We start from the raw sequence: 20,129 nt of genomic DNA, 5'->3' as shown, positions 1-20,129 counted from the left end.
TCAGCCGATCTCGCCGTCCCCATCGGAGTCCAGGTCGCCGGTGGGGTCCTCGGCGGCCGGGTCCTCCAGGAGCTCGCCGCCGACCGGGTGGCCCTGCCACGACACCATCTCCCAGCCGGTGTCGGGGTGGCCGTCCAGCACGATCAGCGCGGTGTTGTGCAGCGGCTGGTGGACCGACGGCGCGTCGGGGTGCGGGTTCATCCGCGTCGAGACCCACGTACGGAGCGCGGCGCCGTGCGAGACGACGAGGGCGGCGTCGTGACCGGCCTCGGCGATCGTACGGACGGCGGCGTCGTAGCGGGCGAGGAACTCCTCGCCGGTCTCCGCGCCCGGCATGCGGTGGGTCAGGTCGCCCTCGAGCCACGTCGCCACCGAGCCGATGTAGCCCGCGACGGCGTCGTGGTCGCTGCGCATCTCGAAGTCGCCGGCGGCGATCTCCTCGAGCCCGTCGAGCTCGGTCGGGGTGAGGCCGCGGTGCTCGGCGGTCGGGGCGGCCGTCTGGTGGGTGCGCACCCGGCTCGAGACGTAGATCGCGTCGAGGCGGTGCTCGGCGATGGCCTTGGCGGCCGCCTCGGCCTGGGCGCGACCGAGGTCGGTCAGCTCGAGGCCGGGGTGGGCGGTGTCGAGCTCGCCGGAGACGTTGGCGTGGGTCTGGCCGTGGCGCATCAGCAGCAGTCGCAAGGCAGGGTCCTGGGGGCTAGGAGTTGAACTCGGAGGTCTTGCTGGACGCGAGCTCGCGCGCCTGCTCCAGCGGGACGGTCTCGAGCGCCTCGGCGACGTCGGAGCCGATGTGGCTCACCTCGACGCCGCGCTCCAGCGGCACGAGCGTGTGGACGAGGCGGTCGTCGTAGGCGTGGACCATCGTGAAGGCCTGGTTGGCGTCGACGCCCGAGACGAAGCGGTCCACCGGGGCGGGGTCGCTGGTGTAGCAGCTGGCCGAGGTGACCGAGACCGGCACGCCGGCGAAGGTCGACCACGTGGTCAGGTGGAGGTGGCCGGCGAGGATGCCGCGCACGTCGGTGCCGGTGATCACGTCGGCGAGCGCCTGCTGCTCGTGCAGCTCGATCAGCTCGGCGGCCCGCAGCATCGGGAGCGGGAGCGGCGGATGGTGCATCGCCAGCAGGGTGCCGTGCTCGGCGGGGGTCGTCAGGACCTCGGAGAGCCACCCGAGCTGCTCGGGCGCCAGCTCACCGTGGTGGTGGCCGGGGACGCTGGTGTCGAGGGCGACGATCCGCAGGCCGTCGACCTCGTGCACCCGGTCCTGGGGGCCGGCGTCGTCGGAGTCGAAGAGCCCGCGGGCGTACGGTGCGCGCTCGTCGTGGTTGCCCATCGTCCACACGACGACGGCGCCGATCTCCGCCGCGAACGGTTCCACGATCCCCCGGAGGGTGGCGTACGCCTCCGGCTCTCCCCGGTCGGCCAGGTCGCCGGTGAACACCAGCGCCTGCGGCACGGGCTGTACGGCCGCCAGCCGGTCGAGCGTGCGACGCAGGTGGTCCACGTTGTCGATGACGCCGTAGTGCAGCCTGCCGCCGCCGATCAGGTGCGGGTCGCTGAGATGAGCCACCACGTGCCGCGGGGCGGCGTACTGGCCGAGCTGCTTCACGACCCGAAGCCTAGGGCCAGCGACAAGTCCGGCACCGGGCCACGGACGGCGTTGGCCGACCATTCACCCGACGGTCGGACCGCCGTCGAGGGGCACCTCTAGCGTCCAGCCCGTGATGTCCCGCGGCGTGGTCGGGAGCCTGCTGGTGCTGCTCGGCGGGCTGGTCGTCGCGACGGTCCCGGGCGGCTACGCGGTCGTCGACCTGATGCAGCCCGTGCGCGGCTCGAGCGCCGGCCGGATGGCCGGACTGGTGGTCGTGCTCGCGGGGCTCGCCCTGCTGTCGTCTGCCTGGCTGCGGCTGTGCCGGCAGGCGGCTCGAGCGGACGGACCCGGACAGTCGACCGCGCTGGTGCGCGTGCGCGCTGCGACCGTCGCGTGGTCCCTGCCCCTGCTCGCGGCGCCGCCTCTCTTCTCGCGCGACGGCTGGTCGTACGCCGCCCAGGGGATGCTGGTGCACCGCGGGCTCTCGCCGTACGAGCACGGCCCGTGGAGCCTGGTGGGGCCGCGCTCGGTCCCGGGGCCCATCGTCGAGGGCGTGGATCCGCGGTGGATGGCCACGCCGGCGCCGTACGGCCCGGTCCCACTCATCGGCGGTGACCTCGCGGCCGGCGTGACAGCCGACCCGTGGCTGCTCGTCGTCGTCCACCGGGCCCTCGCGCTGGTCGGACTGGCCCTGCTGGCGTGGGCGCTGCCTCGGTTGGCGCGCTGGTGCGGCGCCAACCCCGCCCTCGCCTCGGGTCTCGTGCTGGCCTCGCCGCTGACCATCGCCAACGGTGTGGCAGGGCTGCACAACGACCTGCTCATGGTGGGGCTGATGGCCGCTGCCGTGGTGGTGGCGCGCGAGCACGGCTGGGTCGCCGGCGCCGTGCTGGCCGGGCTCGCCGCCGGGGTGAAGCTGCCCGGAGGGCTGGCCTGCGTCGCCGTCGTCCTGCTGACCCTGCCGGCGGCGGCACGTGCGTCGGCGAGGGCTCGGCACGCGGTGCGCGTCGGCGCCGTCGCCGTCGCTGCGCTCGTCCTGCCGGGCGTCGCGTGGGGACTGGGTGCCGGCTGGCTCGGTGCCCTGGGGGTGCCCGGCACCGTGGACACGCCACTGTCGCTCCCGACGCTGCTCGGCGGCTGCCTCGACCTCGTGGCGCGGCTCCTCGGGGCCGGCACACCCGACGGAGCCTTCCTCGGCATCGTCCGGCTGCTCGCCCAGGTCGCCGTGGTGGTGCTCGTCGCACGGGTGCTGTCCACCCACCCGGCCGGCGACGGGCGCGCTGCGGTGCGCGCGCTCGCGCTGGTGATGCTCGCCGTCGTGGCCCTCAGCCCAGTGGTCCACCTCTGGTACTTCCTGTGGGTGGTGCCTTTCGTCGCCGTCCAGCAGCTCGGTCGCGCCGCGACGTCGTCGCTGGTCGCCGTGTCCCTGGTCTGCGGGTTGGTCGCGCCGATGGACTCGTCGTTGCACGGCGCCTACCTCGCGATCGTGACCGGCTCCCTGGTCGTCGCCGGCGCGGCCGTGCTGTTGCTGCTCACCCGGCGGGCCCGCGAGCGACTGGCCGGGATCACGACCGACGAGTGCACCTCCAGCATCGACGCCACCGTCGCCGACCACGGATAACGCGCCGCCCGCTCGCGCGCGGCGGCGCGCCTGCCGGACACCGGGCGGGAGGCCACCGCGAGCACGGCGTCGGCGAGCGAGGCCGGATCGGGCGAGCCCCAGCCGCCGGATGCCTCGTCCACCAGCTCGCGCGCGCCGCCGCGGTCGGCGGTCACCACCGGCGTGCCCGACGCGAGCGCCTCGAGCACTGCAAGGCCGAAGGTCTCGCCCGGACAGACACTCAGCGCGACGTCGGCGTGCGCCAGCGCCCGGCTGAGGCAGGCGGGGGAGTCGACGTACCCGCGGAACCGTACGGGCGCGGAGCCGGCGATCGCGACGAGCTCGTCCCGGTGCGGACCGACGCCGTAGACGTCCAGACGGACCGGCACGCCGCGGCGGTGCAGCTCCACCGCGGTCGCGACGGCGAGGTGCGGGCTCTTCTCCCGCGAGAGCCGGCCGGCGTGCACCAGTCGCAACACCTCGACGGGCCCGCGCGGGCGGGGGCGGAAGGTCGCCAGGTCGACGCCGAGCGGGACGCGTACGACCGGGCAGCCCGCGGTGGCAGCGACCTCGGTGAACTCCTGCCGGGCGTACTCGGAGGTGACCACGACGGCGTCGACGCTGCGGACGAGGAGCCGGTTGAGCAGGCCGACCGAGACCTTGGACGTGGCGTCGAACCCGGTGCGCAGCGCGAGCATGTCGTCGAGCCGCTCGTGCGAGAGCAGCACCGACCCGACGCCCTGACGCCGCGCCCAGCGGGCGACGGGGAGGAGGGTGAGCTTGTCGCTGAGCTCGATCGACGTCGGCCGCCACTGCTCGAGGACGTCGGTCACCCGCCACGGCTCGACGATCAGCCGGTAGCCGCCGCCCACCCGCGGCGCGCGGAGCTGGACGACCTCTCCGAACGGCGTCGAGGTGCGAGCGTCCACGGGACCGGGCACCACGAGCAGCCGCTCGCAGCCGGCGCTGACGTACCCCGCACCCAGCGCGTGCAGCGCCGTACGCATCCCTCCTGATGCCGGGCCGACGAAGTTGGCGAGCTGGGCGATGCGCATGCGCGCACGGTGGCGCAGCCAGGTGAACGGACCGGTGAACGGATGCCGACTGCGGAGGGGACGTCAGCGGGCGGGCAGGATGCGCCCGGTGACCTCGCCGAGCGAGATCCGGCCGCCGCCGGTGCCGGGAGCGGTGTAGCGCAGAGTCACCTCGTCGCCGTCCTCGAGGAACGTGCGTTCGCGGCCCGCGACGGTGAACGGCTCCTTGCCACCCCACGACAGCTCGAGCAGCGACCCGCGCTGGTCGCGCTCGGGGCCCGACACGGTGCCCGAGCCCCACAGGTCGCCGGTGCGCACGCTCGCCCCGTTGACCGTGGTGTGGGCCAGCATCTGCGCCGGCGACCAGTACATCGTGCGGTAGGGCGGACGCGCGACGACCTCGCCGTCGAGCACCACCTCCACCTCGATGTCGAGGCCCGCCGGACCCTCGACACGGAGGTAGTCGAGCACCTCGGGGTCGTCCTGGCCGGGCAGGTCGGTCCACGCGGCGTCGAGGGCCGCCAGGGGCGTGACCCACGCGCTGATCGAGGTGGCGAACGACTTGCCGAGGAACGGTCCCAGCGGGACGTACTCCCACGCCTGGATGTCGCGCGCCGACCAGTCGTTGAGGCCGACGACGCCGAAGGTGTGCCGGGCGAAGTCGGCGGTCGCGACGCGCTCGCCCATCGCCGACGGCACCCCGACCACGAAGCCGAGCTCGGCCTCGATGTCGAGGCGCGCCGACGGGCCGTACGTCGGCTGCGGCGCACCCCCGTCGGTTGAGCCTGTCGAAACCCGCTGCCCGCACGGGCGCACGACGTCGGTGCCCGAGACGACCACGGTGCCGGAGCGGCCGTGGTAGCCGACGGGGAGGTGCTTCCAGTTGGGCAGCAGCGGCTCGGCGTCGGGACGGAACATCCGCCCGACGTTGGAGGCGTGGTGCTCGGAGGCGTAGAAGTCGACGTAGTCCCCGACCGTGAACGGCATCAGCAGGTGCACCGAGTCGAGCGGGGCCAGCGCCGGCTCGACGAGGTCGCGCTCGGTGCGGTCGGTCAGCAGCCCGGTGACCCACGCGCGGGTGGAGTCCCACACGGCCGGTCCGGCCGCCATGAAGGGGTTGAGCGTCGGCTGGTCGAACAGCGCGTGGGTGTCGACCATGTCGGCGGCCGCGACGACGCTGAGGTCGAGGACCTGGTCGCCGATCCGTACGCCGACGCGCGGGTCCTCGCCGGACCGCGCGAAGACGCCGTAGGGCAGGTGGTCGACGTCGAAGCCGGAGCCGGCGGCTCCCTCGACCCAGCTGGCCGGGGTCCGGGGAGTGGTGGTGGGTGTGCTCATCAGGCGTCCTTCCGAGGGGGCCGGTGGGGCAGCAGGCCGAGGGCGACGAGGTCGTCGCGGGGCTCGGTGACCGAGCACGAGCCGAACGAGGTGAACCAGCGGCGGGCGGCGGCCACGCCGCCGTCGGCCAGGCTCGCGGCCAGTGCCGCGCCGTCGCGCTGCTCGAGCACCTCCGTCGCGTCGTCGACGGACCCACCGTCCCAGAGCGTCCTCGTCGCTGCGGCGACGTTGAGGAAACCGTGCTTGCCGCCGCCCTCGGGGTCGTGGCGCACGGCGCGGTGCAGGCCGGCGGTCGCCTTGAACCGCGTCTCCCGGTCGAGTGCCGCATCGATCCACGCGGCCACCGTCGCGGAGTCGGGCACGAGGTCGTGGTCGACGTGCCCCAGGCGCAGCTTGAGGCGGTGGTCGCAGGCCGCGACCTCGTCGGCCGCCGCCAGCCAGGCCGCGGTCACGGGGCCGGGGACCTCGATGAAGAGCGGCGCGTCGAGGTCGGCCGCGCGAGCCGCGGCGTCGATGCGCCGGACGTTGCCGACCGGGTCGTCGGTGTCGCGCACGGCGACCTCGACGGCCGCGACGTGCAGTCCGAGGCGCGCGGCGGCGCCCAGCGGCCCGGCGAGCTGGCCGGCGCCGCCGGTCACCACCACCGAGAGCGGGCCGCCGAAGCCGCGCACGAGCGGGACGTCGGTGTCGCGGAGCACGAAGCTCCCGACGAGACCGGACCACCACTCGTCGCGGCGGGCGCCGTACGCCGCGGTCGCGTCGTGGAGCGGTGCGTCGCCCGGCGGGAAGATGGCGGCGTCGTCGACGAGGCCGCTCCACTCCTCGGGCCAGTCGGCTGCGCCGCGATCGCCGGGCACTGGATCGACGGGTGCGGGGGAGGGGGTCACGGGTCTACTCTAGTCGCCAGATAACGGACGCACGCGTCCGATAGTCGGATGAGGAGATGCGAGCGATGGCCTACTACCGAGCGCTGGGCCGCCTGCCCCGCCAGCGGCACACGCAGCTGCGCGACGACGACGGCCAGCTGTTCCGCGAGGAGCTGATGGGCGAGGAGGGCTTCTCCTCCGACTCCTCGCTGCTCTACCGCCGCGGCGTCCCGAGCGCGATCACCGACAGCACGGTGTGGGAGCTCGGCGACCAGACCCGCACCCCCAACCACCCCCTCAAGCCGCGCCACCTCAAGCTCCACGACCTCGCCACCGGCGACTGCCCGGTCGAGGGCCGCCGCCTCGTGCTCGGCAACAACGACGTCCGCATCGCCTACGTGGTCACCGGCACCGAGCCCTCCCCGCTCTACCGCAACGCCATCGGCGACGAGTGCGTCTACGTCGAGTCCGGAAGCGGCGCCGTGGAGACCGTCTTCGGGGTCGTCCCCTACCGCGCCGGCGACTACGTCCTCATCCCGCGGGCGACCGACCACCGCTGGGTGCCGGCCGAGGCCTCGCGGCTCTACGCCATCGAGGCCAACAGCCACATCCACCCGCCCAAGCGCTACCTCTCGCGCTTCGGCCAGTTCCTCGAGCACGCGCCCTACTGCGAGCGCGACCTGCACGGGCCGGCCGAGACCTTCCAGGCGGAGGGCACCGATGTCGAGGTGCTGGTCAAGCACCGCACCAGCGCGGGCATCGTCGGCACCCGGCTGACCTACGCCACGCACCCCTTCGACGTCGTCGGCTGGGACGGCTGCCTCTACCCCTACACGTTCAACATCGAGGACTACATGCCGATCACCGGCAAGGTGCACCAGCCGCCGCCGGTGCACCAGGTCTTCGAGGGCTGGAACTTCGTCGTCTGCAACTTCCTGCCCCGCAAGGTCGACTACCACGAGCTCGCGATCCCGGTGCCCTACTACCACTCCAACGTCGACTCCGACGAGGTCATGTTCTACGTCGGTGGCGACTACGAGGCCCGCAAGGGCTCCGGCATCGGGATCGGCTCGATCAGCCTGCACCCCGGCGGCCACGCCCACGGCCCGCAGCCGAGCGCGATCGAGGCGTCGCTCGGCGTGCAGTACTTCGAGGAGTCGGCCGTCATGGTCGACACCTTCGCCCCCCTCGAGCTCGGGGAGGGCGGCCTCGCGGTCGAGGACCCGGCGTACGCCTGGACCTGGGCCGGGCGCGGACCCGCGAGCGGTGCCTCCGACGAGGACGGCGGGCCGGCGGTCTTCAGCAACAGCTGACCACCTCGGTGCGGCCCCCTTCCTTCGGGTGGTCGTTAGCGTGGCGGGCATGACGACCGCTGAGCACTCGGGCGGCGACGCCGACCTCCGACCCTGCGTCCTGCTGCTCTTCGGCGCCCGGGGCGACCTCGCCGCCCGCAAGCTCTTCCCCGGCCTCTACCGCCTCGCCGCCGCCGACCGGTTGCCGCGCGACTGGGCCGTCATCGGCAGCGGTCGCCACTCGCCCGGCTCCGACGACGACTTCCGCGCCGAGGTGCTCGACGGGTTGCGGGAGTCGGTCGACGACCTCGACGAGGACGTCGCGCGCGACCTGCTCGCGCGGACGTCCTTCTGCACCTCCGACGCCGACGACGGCGCCGACCTCGCGGCCCGGGTGCGCGAGGTCGAGGACGGGCTCGGCGACGACGTGCTGCGCCTCGTCTACCTCTCCGTGCCCCCGACCGCGATGTCGGGGATGGTCGCCATGCTGGGCCGGGAGGGGCTGGCCGAGCGCGCGCGCCTCGTCGTCGAGAAGCCCTTCGGGCTCGACCTGGCGTCCTTCGAGGAGCTCGACGGCGACGTGCACGAGGTGTTCGAGGAGGACCAGGTCTTCCGCATCGACCACTTCCTCGGCAAGGAGGCCCTGCAGAACCTGCTGGCGCTGCGCTTCGCCAACGCGCTCTTCGAGCCGGCCTGGGGCCGCGACAGCATCGCCTCGGTGCAGGTCGACGTGCCCGAGACGCTCGCGATGGAGGGGCGCGGCTCCTTCTACGAGTCGACCGGCGCGCTGCGCGACATGGTGTCCACCCACCTCTTCCAGATCCTCGGCGCCGTCGCGCTGGAGGACCCGGGGGAGTGGTCCGCCACCGCCGTACGACGCGCGCGGGCCGCGGTGTTCGACGACGTGCGCCCGCTCGACCCCGCCCGGGTGGTGCTCGGCCAGTACGACGGCTACCGCGACGAGGACGACGTCGACGAGGAGTCCGACGTGGAGACCTTCGTGGCGCTGGAGGCCTTCGTCGACAACGACCGGTGGCGCGGCGTCCCGTTCCACCTGCGCACCGGCAAGGCGATGGCCGAGACGCGGCGCACGGTGACGCTCCGCTTCCGCGCGCCGGAGTCGACGGTCTTCGGCTCCGGTCTGGCCCCCGACGAGCTCGTCCTCGAGCTCACCGACGAGGCACAGGTGCACGTCGACCTGCTCGGCAAGCGCCCCGGTCCGGAGATAGAGCTCGCGCCGGCCACGATGCGGCTCGACCTGGGCGAGGAGCTCCCGCACGACGAGCCGCTCGAGGCCTACGAGCGGCTGATCCTCGACGTGCTCCACGACGACCACACGCTCTTCGCGCACGCCGACGAGACCCGGCGCCTGTGGGAGGTCTGCCAGCCCGTCCTCGACGACCGCCCCGACCCGCTGCTCTACCCGCGCGGATCGTGGGGGCCGGAGCAGGCGCTCGACCTCCCCGACGGAGGCTGGCGACTGGGACGCAAGGGCTCCGATGGGGAGTGAGGACCGGCCCGCCGGGGTCCCGATCGCGGACCACGGCCTGATCGGCGACCTCCGCACCGCCGCGCTCGTCGCCACCGACGGCACCATCGACTGGTTCTGCCCGGGTCGCTTCGACGCGCCCAGCGTCTTCGCCTCGATCCTGGACCCCGACGCCGGGTCGTGGCGGATGTCCCCCGACGACGCGGACGCGCGCAGCCAGCAGTACTACCACCCCGAGACCAACATCCTCGTCACCCGGTTCATGACCGAGCGCGGTGTGGTCGAGGTGCACGACTTCATGCCGGTCCTGCGGGCCCACGACCCCGACCACCGCCAGCGACTCGTACGCCGCGTCGTCGGGCTGCGCGGGTCGGTGGACCTCACGATGTCGATGGCGCCGCGACCCGACTACGGCACCACCGAGCCGGACCTCGACGTCGAGGACGGGGTCGTGCGCTTCGCTGACGGTGACGTCCACCTCGCGCTGTCGAGCACCGTGCCGCTGGACGTCGACGACTGCTCGGCCTCGGCCCGCCTCGCGCTCCGCGCCGGCGAGTCCGCCCTCTTCGTGCTCGAGGTCCTCGCGCCCGGACAGCCCGCGCAGGCGTGCGGGGACACCGACGTCGACGACCTCTTCGAGGCCACGGCCGCCTTCTGGCGCGACTGGCTCTCGCAGAGCACCTACACCGGGCGCTGGCGCGAGTGGGTCGACCGCTCGGCGCTGACCCTCAAGCTGCTGTGCCACGAGCCCACCGGTGGCATCGTCGCCGCGCCGACGACCAGCCTGCCCGAGAGCATCGGCGGCACCCGCAACTGGGACTACCGCTACGTCTGGGTGCGCGACGCCGCGTTCAGCGTCTACGCCCTGCTGCGCCTGGGCTTCACCGACGAGGCCGCGTCGTTCGTCCGGTTCCTCTCCGAGCGGCTCGGCGAGGCCACCGACGACGAGGACCTTGGCCCGCTGCGCGTCCTGTACGACCTCGACGGCGGCATCCCCCACGAGCGCGAGCTCGACCACCTCGAGGGCTACCGCGGCTCGCGCCCCGTACGCGTCGGCAACGGTGCGGTGGACCAGCTCCAGCTCGACGTCTACGGCGAGCTGGTCGACTCGGTCTACCTCTTCGACAAGCACGGGCTCGGGATCAGCCACGACGGCTGGTCCGACCTGCGCCGCATCGTGGGCTGGCTGATGGACAACTGGGAGCGCCCCGACGCCGGGATGTGGGAGATCCGCGGCAAGGCGCGCACCCACACGACCTCGCTGGTGATGAGCTGGGTGGCGGCCGAGCGGATGATGCGGGTGGCGCGCCGCCGCGGCCTGCCGGGCGACCTCACCGAGCTGGCCGCCACCCGTGACGCGATCTACGAGCGGGTGATGGACGAGTGCTGGAACGAGGAGCTCGGCGCCTTCACCGCCTTCCCCGGCAGCGACGTGCTCGACGCCGGCGCGCTGCTGATGCCGATGGTCAAGATGGTCGCGCCCGACGACCCGCGGTTCCTCTCCACGCTCGCCAGGATCGAGGAGCGGCTGGTCTCCGACAGCCTGGTGCTGCGCTACGACCCGGAGGCGTTCGACGACGGCGTCTCGGCCGAGGGTGGGGTCGAGGGCGGCATGCTCGACGGCGAGGGCACGTTCTCGCTGTGCTCGTTCTGGTACGTCGAGGCCCTCACCCGGGCCGGCCGGCTGGCCGACGCCCGGCTCGCGCTGGAGAAGATGTTCACCTACGCCAACCACGTCGGACAGTACGCCGAGCAGGTCGGCCTCAACGGCGAGCAGCTCGGCAACTTCCCCCAGGGGTTCACGCACCTGAGCCTGATCAGCGCCGTGATCAACCTGGACCGTAGCCTCGACGCATGACCAGTGTGCCGGGGACCCGGCCGGCCCGCGGAACCCTGGTGCTGATCCCGTTCGTGCTGGCCATGCTGTCGATGATCGGCCCGTTCAGCATCGACACCCCGTTCCCCGCGTTCGCGCGGATGGGAGAGGCGCTCGAGGTGTCCTCGGCCGAGCTGCAGCTCGTCGTGACCGCCTACATGCTGGCGTTCGCGGCGATGAGCGTCTTGCACGGGCCGCTGTCGGACTCGATCGGCCGCAAGCCGGTCATCGTGTGGTCGCTCGCGGCGTACGCCGTCGCGTCCGTCGCGTGCGCCTTCGCCCCCACCCTCGAGTGGCTGCTGGCCGGTCGCGTCGTGCAGGGCCTGGCCGCGGGCGGGTCGACGGTCGTGAGCCGGACCATCATCCGCGACCTGTTCGACGGGGCCGAGGCGCAGCGGATGATGAGCCAGGTCGCGGTGCTCTTCGGGCTGGCGCCCGCCATCGCTCCCGTCGTCGGCGGCCTGCTGGTGCAGGTCGGGCCCTGGGAGACGGTCTTCTGGTTCATGGCAGCGCTGGCGGTCGTCCTGCTCGTCGGCTCGCTGGTGCTGCTGCCCGAGAGCCACCCGCCCGAGCGCCGTGTCCCGCTGCGCGTCGGCGAGGTCGTCGTCGGCCTCGCCGCCGTCGTGAGGGTGCCCGCCTTCCACCGGATGGCGTGGGCCGGCACGCTGGTCTTCGGGGCCCAGTTCCTCTACATCGGCGGCGCCGCGGTCTTCGTCGTCGACCTGCTCGGGGAGGGCGAGCTCGACTTCTGGAAGCTCTTCGCCCCGATGATCGGCTCGATGGTGGTCGGGTCGGTCCTCAGTGGACGCCTCGGGGGGTTCGTGTCGAGCACGCGACTGGTCTCCGCCGGGTACGCCATCAGCGCGGCCGGCGCGATGCTCGGCGTCGTCGTCGCGCTGACCCCGGCGGGCGATGTGCTGCCGTGGGCGGCGGCCGGGGTCGCCCTGGTCGCCTTCGGCAACGGACTGGCCTTCCCCAACATCCAGCTCCTGATGCTCGACCTCGTCCCCACCCGCCGGGGCGCGGTCATGTCGGCGGGGTCGTTCGTCACGCTCGTCTTCAACGCCGTCAGCGCCGCCGTCCTCGTGCCGTACGCCGGACGCTCGGTCCTCGGCTTCGCCATCGCCGCCGCCGTGTGCGTGCTCCTCGGCTGGGCGTGCTGGCGTTGGCACCAGCACGCCTCGCGCGTCCCCGTCACGGCCGCCGCCGCGCGCGCCTGATCCAGCCCGGGTGGGTCGCCGGTGGTGGCGGCAGATTGCGCGTACGAGGGGGCGGGGGCGGCGATGTGCCGCCACCCTGTGGGGCGGGCGTCGGGTGGTGGCGGCGGCTTGCACGTACGGGCGCGTGCGGCGTGCGATGTGCCGCCACCCTGTGGGGCGGGCGTCGGGTGGTGGCGGCGGCTTGCACGTACGGGCGCGTGCGGCGTGCGATGTGCCGCCACCTTTCGCGGGGCGGCCCGGGCAGGTCAGGAGGTCCAGGCCCGCCAGAGCGCGGCGTACTCCCCGTCGAGCTCGAGGAGCTCGTCGTGGCTGCCGAGCTCGACGACGAGGCCGTCCATCACGACCGCGATGCGGTCGGCGTCGTGGGCGGTGTGGAGGCGGTGGGCGATCGCGACGACGGTGCGGCCCTCGAGCAGGCTGTTCATCGAGCCCTCGAGCGTGCGCGCGGTGCGGGGGTCGATCAGCGACGTGGCCTCGTCGAGCACCAGCGTGTGCGGGTCGGCGATGATCAGCCGCGCGAGCGCCACCTGCTGGGCCTGCGCCGGGGTGAGGGCGTTGCGACCGGACCCGATCGTCGTGTCCAGCCCCTCGGGCAGCCGCTCGACCCACGCGAGCGCCCCGACCGCACGCAGCGCCTCGCGCACGGCGTCGTCGGAGGAGTCCTCACGGGCGAGCACGACGTTGTCGCGCACCGTGCCGATGAAGACGTGGTGCTCCTGGGTGACCAGCGCGACCTCGGTGCGCAGCACCTCCAGCGGCAGGTCGACCAGGTCGACGCCGCCGACCCGCGCCGACCCGGTGCGCGGCCGGTTGATGCCCGCGAGCAGCCGGCCCAGCGTCGACTTGCCCGAACCGCTGGGTCCCACGACGGCCAGCCGTTCGCCGGTGCGCAGGTGCAGGTCGACGCCGTGCAGCACGTCGTGTCCCTCGCGGTAGGCGAAGCGCAGGTCCTCCCCCACCAGCTCCACCCCGTCGGGCAGGCGGTCGCCGGGCTCGCGGTCGGGCGGCACCTCGGCGATGCCGAGCAGCCGGCTGGTCGAGGCCGCGCCGACCTGGAGCCGGTCGACCTCTCCGATGACCGCGTCGAGCGGCTCGCTCAGCGCGACCACGTAGAGCATCGCGGCGGTGATCTGCCCGAGGTCGACCCATCCGCGGGAGTAGGCGTACGCCCCCACCAGCAGCGTGACGACCTGCGGCACCTGGAAGGCGCCGTTGAGGGCGGTGAAGAGCACGTTGCGCAGCGTCATGCCGTAGCGCTCGGCCTGCGCGGAGACCTCGATGTCGTCGGACCCGGCGCGCACCCGCGCGGCCGAGAGGCCGAGCGCCTCGACCGTACGGGCGCCCTCGACGGTCTCAGTGAGGGTGGTGTTGATCCGCGAGTAGGTCGCGCCCTCGGTGATGTACGCCTTGGGCGCGCGCTGCAGGTAGGTCCGCACCGCGGGCGTGCACAGCGCGAAGACCAGCAGCGCCGGCACGGCGAGCACGAGGGAGTTGAGCAGCATCGCCACCACCGACAGCAGCACCGTGAGCAGCGAGATCAGCAGGCGGGGCACGCCCCACTGCACCGAGCGGGCCATGGTGCCGACGTCGCGGGTGACGCGAGTGACGAGGTCGCCCGTGCTCGCTCCCTCGACCCGTCCCACGGGCAGGCGCAGGATCGTGCCGACGATGTACTCGCGAGCCGAGGCGAGGAGGTCCTGGCCGAAGTGGGTGGAGGTCCGCTGGGCGCCGAAGGTGAACAGCGCCTGCAGGAGGACGACGCCGACCACGGTCAGCGCGAGGGCGTCGAGCCCCTCGACGCCCGAGCCCTGGGACTCGACGCGGTTCACCAGCTCGCCGAGCAGCCGCGGCACGACCAGCGCGGAGCCGGCGGCGAGCGCGTTGAGGGCGACGAGCACGGCGAAGGAGCGCTTGCGGCTGCGGACGAGGTCGCCGAAGAAGGCCAGCACGGCGCGGTTGCCGGACACGGGCCAGCCGCGCGCCGGGTTGCGGGAGGCCGCGTAGACGTCCTCGGCGCGCTGCCGGCGCAGCGCGTGGCGCCGCCACAGCGCGCGGTTCCGCTCGCGCGCGCCGACACCCGCCGGCGGCGGGCGCAGCTCGGGCGGGACGGCCGGCGGGTCCTCGGTCCGGTCACGCCACGTCGCGGCCGACGTGGCGAGCAGGTCATGGCTGGAGGGAGCGCTCACCGGCTGACCTCCTCCTCGTCGAGGGCGCGGGCGACCACGCGGCGGTAGTCGTCGGTCTCGAGCAGGTCGGCGTGCCGGCCCTCGGCCACCACCGTGCCGTCGTGCAGCAGCACCACGTGGTCGGCGTGGTGCAGCCACAGCGGCGAGACGGTCGTGACGACCGTGGTGCGCCCGCGGCGGGTCTGCGTCACGCGCTCGGCGATGCGGGCCTCGGTGTGGGCGTCGACGGCCGACGTCGGCTCCACCAGCACCAGCACCGGCGGGTCCGCGGCGATCGCCCGCGCCAGCACGACGCGCTGGCGCTGGCCTCCGGACAGGCCACGACCGCGCTCGTCGAGCTGTCCCTGCCAGCCCTCGGGCAGCGCGTCGTAGACGTCCTCGGCGTTGGCCACGCGCAGCGCGTGCTCGGCCTGCTCGCGGCTGAGCCGGCCGTGCGGGTCGACGGCGTCCTGCAGCGTGCCGGCGAAGAGCTGGCTGCCGGTGTCGCTGACGAGCACCTGGCGGCGTACGTCGGCCAGGTCGGCGCGGGCGAGGTCGATGCCGCCGAGCGTCACGCCCCAGTCGCGCCCCGCGCGCTCCTCGTCGAGCGCGGCGATCCGCGCCCGTTCGCGGGCCTTCTCCGCGCGGGCGCGACGGGCGGCTCGGCCGCGCACGTCGACGTCCCCGTCGAGGGGGACGGGCTCGGTGTCGGCCGGCAGGTAGCGGCCGAGGCGGTCGGCGAGTGCCGAGCTCTGCTCGGGGACGGCGCTCACGACGACGGTGAGGATGCCCGGCCGCACGGTGAGCCCGCTGGCGGCGTCGTGGAGCTCCGCGGTGCCGTCGAGGGCGACGGGCTCGGCCGGGTCGCGCCACGGCGGTCGCTGCTCGAAGATCGCGATCGCCTTGCGGGCGCTGACCATCGAGCGCACGCCCTTCTGCGCGAACTCGAAGAACGTGCGGATGGGCCCGACCATGAACAGGCCGTAGCCGAGGAAGGTGATGAGCTGGCCGACCGTGAGCGCGCCGGCCTCGACCTGGCGGGCGCCCAGCCAGACCAGCGTGACGAGGAAGATGCCCGACAGGAGCACACCGACGGCCTCGACGACCGCCTGCCAGATGCCGGCCGCCACGCCGGCCTCCTTGGCCGACTGCGACTGCCGGTCGTAGTTGGCGCCGAAGGTCTGCTCGCCGCCGATCCCGCGCAGGATCCGCAGGCCGGCCACGATGTCGGTGGCCAGCGAGGTGAGGTCGGAGGTGCGCGAGCGCTCGAGCTGCTGACGACGGTGCAGCGGGCGCAGCAGCGGCAGCGCGGCGCCGACGAGCACGGGCGCGGCGACCAGCGTCAGCAGGCCGAGCTGCCACGACATGGTCAGCACGATGGCGGCGACCGTGAGGTAGGAGACGAGCTGGCCGACGGTGCGGGCCAGGATCTCGGTGAGCGCCCCAAACTCGTCGGAGTCGCTGGAGGCGACGCTCAGCACCTCCCCGGTCGGCGAGCGGCGGGGCAGCACGTGCCCCATCTGCACGACCTTGCGGGTCACCATCTCGAGCGCGCCGTAGAGGCCGATGAGCCACGTGCGCACCACGAGCGTGTGCGACACGATGCCGAACACGGCGCCGATGGCGACCACGCCGAGCAGCAGGGCCGCCCAGCCGAGGAGCGCGGGTGTCGAGCCCCCCACGATGCCGTCGTCGACGGCCCGGCCGAAGATCCACGGCCCGAGGGTCATCGGCAGGAACCACAGCGCGTAGCACAGCGACGACAGGGCGATGAGCGCCTTCTGCCGGCCCAGCACCCACCTCAGGAACGCGGCAGGCGTACGGGTGTCGGGGTCCGGGTCGGGGGCGGCGTCTGTACCCGAGAAGAACGTCGCGGTCCGGGGTGGGAAGTCCTGCATGGCACCGACGACCCTAGGTGGTCCGACCCCGTCGGCACGACGCAATAAGCAGACGCGACGACGGGACCGGCCGGGCGGGTGCCCGTCAGGCGGCCCCGTACGCCGGGTAGTCGGTGTAACCCTCGGCGTCCCCGCCGTAGAAGGTCTCCGGTCGCGGCGCGTTGAGCGGGAGCCCCTCGGCGAGGCGGCGCGGCAGGTCGGGGTTGGCGATGAAGGACCGGCCGAACGCCGCCGCGTCGATCCAGCCCGCCTCGAGCAGCCGCTCCGCCTTGGCCAGGTCGTAGTTGCCGGCGCCGACGATCGGACCGGGGTGCGCCTCGCGCAAGGCCCGGCGGTAGTCGTCCTCGAGCACGGGTCCGCCGGCCCAGTCGGGCTCGGAGAGATGGAGGAAGGCCAGGCCGCGACGGCCGAGCTCACGGGCGACGTGCAGGCCGGCCTCGGCGCCCTCGGGGTCCTCGGTGCCGTTGAACGACCCGATGGGGGAGATCCGTACGGCGACCCGGTCGGCAGACCAGGCGTCGACCACCGCGTCGGTGACCTCGAGCATGAGCCGGGCGCGGTTCTCCAGCGGACCGCCGTACGCGTCGGTGCGCAGGTTGCTGTCCGCGGCGAGGAACTGGTGCAGCAGGTAGCCGTGCGCGCCGTGGATCTCGACGAGGTCGAAGCCGGCCTCGCGGGCGTTGACGGTGGCGCGGCGGTAGTCGTCGACCACCCGGGGGATCTCGTCGAGCCGCAGCGGGCGGGGAACGGGGCAGGCCACGCGCGTCGGGCGTCCGTCCTCGCCGCGCACCGTGGTGCGGTTGCGGTAGGGGCCGGCGCTCGCCGAGACGGGCAGCTCGCCGTCGTGGAGGGACTCGTGGGAGACGCGGCCGACGTGCCACAGCTGCGCGGCGATGAGGCCGCCGGCCTCGTGCACCGCGTCGGTGACCGTGCGCCAGCCCTCGACCTGCTCGTCGCTGTGGATGCCTGGGGTGTCCATGTAGCCCTTGCCCTCGGGGCTGATCTGCGTCCCCTCGGAGATCAGGAGGCCGGCGCCGGCGCGCTGCACGTAGTACTCGCGCATCAGCTCGTTGGGGACGTCGCCCGGGACGCTGGCGCGCATCCGGGTCAGCGGTGCCATCAGGACGCGGTTCTCCGTCCTGACCGCGCCGAGGGACAGGGGCTCGAAGAGGGAAGGCATGACAGGTGCCAACCGGTGGTGGCACTGGGCTATTCCGGCGTCGACGTCCGCTCTCCGGGGTCGCGGGACCCCTGCGGGCGGTGTGCAGGGCACAGACCGGAGTGCAGGATGGGACGCGTGACGCTCCTCTCCCAGCTGCGAGACGTGCCGGCCCGCCTGCGCAACGAGGCCCGCCAGGTGCCCACCCACGACGTCGACGAGACGGAGGTCGAGGTCGAGTCGGGCGCCCACGCCGCGGCCGGTGCGACCGCGGTCGCCGTCGCGATGCGGCGCGCCCTCGGCCAGATGGGTCTGCGTCGCACCGCGTCCACGCTCACCCGGCTCAACCAGGTCGACGGCTTCGACTGCCAAGGTTGCGCCTGGCCCGACCCGGCGCCCGGCCACCGCCACGCGGCCGAGTTCTGCGAGAACGGCGCCAAGGCCGTCGCCGAGGAGGCCACCCGCCAGCTGCTCGACCGCGAGTTCTTCGCCACCCACTCCGTCGAGGACCTCGCCGGGCGCACCGAGTTCTGGCTCGGCAAGCAGGGCCGGCTCACCGAGCCGATGGTCCTTCGACCCGGCGCGACCCACTACACCCCGATCTCCTGGGACGACGCGTTCGCGACGATCGCCGGGCACCTGCGCCGCCTCGACCACCCCGACCAGGCGACCTTCTACACCTCGGGCAAGACCTCCAACGAGGCGGCCTTCGTCTACCAGCTCTTCGCGCGCTCGCTCGGGACCAACAACCTGCCCGACTGCTCCAACATGTGCCACGAGTCGTCCGGGTCCGCGCTCGTCGACACCATCGGCATCGGGAAGGGCTCGGTCAGCCTCGAGGACATCCACCAGGCCAAGCTCCTGCTGGTCGTGGGGCAGAACCCCGGCACCAACCACCCGCGGATGCTCTCGGCGCTGGAGGAGGCCAAGTCGCGCGGGGCCCGCATCATCTCCATCAACCCGCTGCAGGAGGCGGGCCTGGTCCGCTTCAAGAACCCGCAGCACGCCAAGGGCCTGGCGGTGGGGACCGCGCTGGCCGACCTGCACCTGCCCATCCGCCTCAACGGCGACCTCGCCTTCTTCCAGGCGGTGGGGGCGCTGCTGGTCGAGTGGGACGCGCTCGACCACGACTTCCTCGAGCGGTACACGACCGGCTTCGAGGCGTACGCCGCCCACGTCGCCGACCTCGACTGGGCCAAGGTGGAGGCCTCGACCGGCCTCACCCGCGCGCAGATCACCGAGGCGGCCCGGATGGTCGCGGAGTCCCCGGCCACGATCACCTGCTGGGCGATGGGCATCACCCAGCACCACAACGCCGTGGGCACCATCAAGGAGATCGTCAACGTCGCCCTGCTCCAGGGCAACATCGGCAAGCCCGGCGCGGGCGTGTGCCCGGTGCGCGGGCACTCCAACGTCCAGGGCGACCGGACGATGGGCATCTGGGAGCGGGTGCCCGACCACTTCCTCGACGCGATCCGCGACGAGTTCGGCTTCGAGCCGCCCCGAGAGCACGGGCTGGACACCGTCGGCTCGATCCAGGCGCTGCGCGACGGGCGGGTCCGGGTCTTCTTCGGCATGGGCGGCAACTTCGTGGGTGCGGCTCCTGACACCGAGGCCACGGAGGCGGCCATGCGCAACGCCGCGCTGACGGTGCACGTGTCGACCAAGCTCAACCGCTCGCACGTGGTCCACGGGTCCGAGGCCCTGATCCTGCCCGCGCTGGGGCGCAGCGAGAAGGACCTCACCGGGGGCCGGGTGCAGCGGGTGACCGTCGAGGACTCGATGTCGGCCGTGCACGCCTCCCGGGGACCGCTCGACCCGCCGTCGGAGCACCTGCGCTCCGAGGTCGACATCATCTGCTCGCTCGCCCTCGCGACGCTCGGTGAGGACTCGCCGGTCCCGTGGGCGGACTTCCGTGACGACTACACCGAGATCCGCCGCCGGATCGCGCGCGTCGTGCCCGGCTGCGCGTCGTACGAGGAGAAGGTCGACGAGCCGGGAGGCTTCGTGCTCCCGCACCCGCCGCGCGACAACCGGGTGTTCGAGACGCCGAGCCGCCGGGCGGTCATCACGTGCACGCCGATCGACGTGCTCGACGTGCCGAAGGGGCGCTACCTGCTCCAGACGATGCGCTCGCACGACCAGTTCAACACCACCATCTACGGCCTCGACGACCGCTACCGCGGGGTCAAGGGCGGTCGCCGGGTCGTCTTCGTCCACCCCGACGACATCCGCGACCTGGGCTTCGCCGAGGGAGAGGTCGTCGACCTGGTCAGCGAGTGGAAGGACGGCGTCGAGCGCACGGCCCGGTCGTTCCGCGTCGTGGCGTACGACCAGCCGCGCGGGTGCGTGGCGGCCTACTACCCCGAGGCCAACGCGCTCGTCCCGCTCGACTCGACCGCGGAGCAGAGCAACCAGCCGGTCTACAAGTCGATCGTCGTGCGCCTCGACCGCCCCGGCGAGCCCGAGCAGCAGCACGGCCACTCCCAGGGCTCTCCCGACCAGGGGTCCGGCTCGATGCGCGACGACGCCCCTCACCACCTGAGCTGACCCGGGCCGACGTGAGCCGGCCCGCCGCGAGTTCACCCGATCGGTTAGCGTGGCGGT

General features: G+C 73.5%; 13 protein-coding genes and 1 pseudogene. 6 read left to right on the top strand and 8 right to left on the bottom strand.

Going from position 1 to position 20,129, the window contains the following annotated elements; genetic code table 11:
• Positions 1-681 (bottom strand): histidine phosphatase family protein, encoded by a 681-nt coding sequence (locus tag IE200_RS05605; protein WP_191278412.1) that lies wholly within the window; start codon positions 679-681, stop codon positions 1-3.
• Positions 682-697: 16 nt separating this feature from the next.
• On the bottom strand, positions 698-1,606 hold the full coding sequence (locus IE200_RS05600; RefSeq protein ID WP_229856159.1) for a metallophosphoesterase: 909 nt from the start codon (positions 1,604-1,606) through the stop codon (positions 698-700).
• A 115-nt stretch (positions 1,607-1,721) separates the two neighbouring features.
• On the opposite strand from IE200_RS05600, the pseudogene mptB reads away from it, so the two are divergent.
• Positions 1,722-3,056, top strand: a pseudogene (gene mptB / locus IE200_RS20625) (polyprenol phosphomannose-dependent alpha 1,6 mannosyltransferase MptB); the annotation flags it as partial.
• A 2-nt stretch (positions 3,057-3,058) separates the two neighbouring features.
• On the opposite strand, the gene IE200_RS05595 reads toward mptB, so the two are convergent.
• The 3 genes from IE200_RS05595 to IE200_RS05585 form a co-directional block, all read right to left on the bottom strand.
• Positions 3,059-4,240 (bottom strand): glycosyltransferase, encoded by a 1,182-nt coding sequence (locus tag IE200_RS05595; RefSeq protein WP_191278410.1) that lies wholly within the window; start codon positions 4,238-4,240, stop codon positions 3,059-3,061.
• A 63-nt stretch (positions 4,241-4,303) separates the two neighbouring features.
• Positions 4,304-5,557, bottom strand: coding sequence for a fumarylacetoacetase (gene fahA / locus IE200_RS05590; RefSeq protein ID WP_191278409.1), 1,254 nt, complete (start codon positions 5,555-5,557; stop codon positions 4,304-4,306).
• Positions 5,557-6,444 (bottom strand): hypothetical protein, encoded by an 888-nt coding sequence (locus IE200_RS05585; RefSeq protein ID WP_229856156.1) that lies wholly within the window; start codon positions 6,442-6,444, stop codon positions 5,557-5,559. The genes fahA and IE200_RS05585 overlap by 1 nt, the downstream gene beginning before the upstream one ends.
• Positions 6,445-6,509: 65 nt before the next feature.
• Between IE200_RS05585 and IE200_RS05580 the strand changes: the two genes are divergently transcribed.
• Genes IE200_RS05580 through IE200_RS05565 form a run of 4 tightly spaced genes read left to right on the top strand, consistent with a single transcriptional unit; the run spans position 6,510 to position 12,300 of the window.
• Entirely contained in the window at positions 6,510-7,736 is a 1,227-nt protein-coding gene (locus tag IE200_RS05580) for a homogentisate 1,2-dioxygenase (protein WP_191278408.1), read from the top strand.
• A gap of 49 nt (positions 7,737-7,785) precedes the next feature.
• Positions 7,786-9,225, top strand: coding sequence for a glucose-6-phosphate dehydrogenase (gene zwf, locus IE200_RS05575; RefSeq protein ID WP_191278407.1), 1,440 nt, complete (start codon positions 7,786-7,788; stop codon positions 9,223-9,225).
• Positions 9,215-11,062, top strand: coding sequence for a glycoside hydrolase family 15 protein (locus IE200_RS05570; RefSeq protein ID WP_191278406.1), 1,848 nt, complete (start codon positions 9,215-9,217; stop codon positions 11,060-11,062). The genes zwf and IE200_RS05570 overlap by 11 nt, the downstream gene beginning before the upstream one ends.
• On the top strand, positions 11,059-12,300 hold the full coding sequence (locus IE200_RS05565; protein ID WP_191278405.1) for a multidrug effflux MFS transporter: 1,242 nt from the start codon (positions 11,059-11,061) through the stop codon (positions 12,298-12,300). Before IE200_RS05570 ends, IE200_RS05565 begins: the two co-directional genes overlap by 4 nt.
• Positions 12,301-12,545: 245 nt before the next feature.
• Here IE200_RS05565 and IE200_RS05560 read toward each other — a convergent pair whose 3' ends face one another.
• The 3 genes from IE200_RS05560 to nemA form a co-directional block, all read right to left on the bottom strand.
• The gene (locus IE200_RS05560; RefSeq protein ID WP_191278404.1) at positions 12,546-14,486 is read right to left on the bottom strand and encodes an ABC transporter ATP-binding protein; all 1,941 of its coding nucleotides are present in this window, start codon (positions 14,484-14,486) and stop codon (positions 12,546-12,548) included.
• Positions 14,483-16,363, bottom strand: coding sequence for an ABC transporter ATP-binding protein (locus IE200_RS05555; protein WP_191278403.1), 1,881 nt, complete (start codon positions 16,361-16,363; stop codon positions 14,483-14,485). The genes IE200_RS05560 and IE200_RS05555 overlap by 4 nt, the downstream gene beginning before the upstream one ends.
• A gap of 85 nt (positions 16,364-16,448) precedes the next feature.
• On the bottom strand, positions 16,449-17,543 hold the full coding sequence (gene nemA, locus IE200_RS05550) for an N-ethylmaleimide reductase (protein WP_191278402.1): 1,095 nt from the start codon (positions 17,541-17,543) through the stop codon (positions 16,449-16,451).
• A gap of 117 nt (positions 17,544-17,660) precedes the next feature.
• On the opposite strand from nemA, the gene IE200_RS05545 reads away from it, so the two are divergent.
• Positions 17,661-20,072, top strand: coding sequence for an FdhF/YdeP family oxidoreductase (locus tag IE200_RS05545; RefSeq protein WP_268245527.1), 2,412 nt, complete (start codon positions 17,661-17,663; stop codon positions 20,070-20,072).
• Positions 20,073-20,129 lie beyond the last annotated feature (57 nt).

The sequence above is a fragment of the Nocardioides flavus (ex Wang et al. 2016) genome (assembly GCF_014653115.1).
GTDB classification, from domain to species: Bacteria; Actinomycetota; Actinomycetes; order Propionibacteriales; family Nocardioidaceae; genus Nocardioides; species Nocardioides flavus.
This window is presented reverse-complemented; position numbering and strand designations above follow the sequence as displayed.

What these genes read in the sequence shown, in the direction of transcription:
- IE200_RS05595 (WP_191278410.1), bottom strand. Translation starts at nt 4,240, where the DNA reads ATGCGCATCGCCCAGCTCGCCAACTTCGTCGGCCCGGCATCAGGAGGG.
- IE200_RS05565 (WP_191278405.1), top strand. Translation starts at nt 11,059, where the DNA reads ATGACCAGTGTGCCGGGGACCCGGCCGGCCCGCGGAACCCTGGTGCTG.
- nemA (WP_191278402.1), bottom strand. Translation starts at nt 17,543, where the DNA reads ATGCCTTCCCTCTTCGAGCCCCTGTCCCTCGGCGCGGTCAGGACGGAG.
- IE200_RS05570 (WP_191278406.1), top strand. Translation starts at nt 9,215, where the DNA reads ATGGGGAGTGAGGACCGGCCCGCCGGGGTCCCGATCGCGGACCACGGC.
- IE200_RS05580 (WP_191278408.1), top strand. Translation starts at nt 6,510, where the DNA reads ATGGCCTACTACCGAGCGCTGGGCCGCCTGCCCCGCCAGCGGCACACG.
- IE200_RS05555 (WP_191278403.1), bottom strand. Translation starts at nt 16,363, where the DNA reads ATGCAGGACTTCCCACCCCGGACCGCGACGTTCTTCTCGGGTACAGAC.
- zwf (WP_191278407.1), top strand. Translation starts at nt 7,786, where the DNA reads ATGACGACCGCTGAGCACTCGGGCGGCGACGCCGACCTCCGACCCTGC.
- fahA (WP_191278409.1), bottom strand. Translation starts at nt 5,557, where the DNA reads ATGAGCACACCCACCACCACTCCCCGGACCCCGGCCAGCTGGGTCGAG.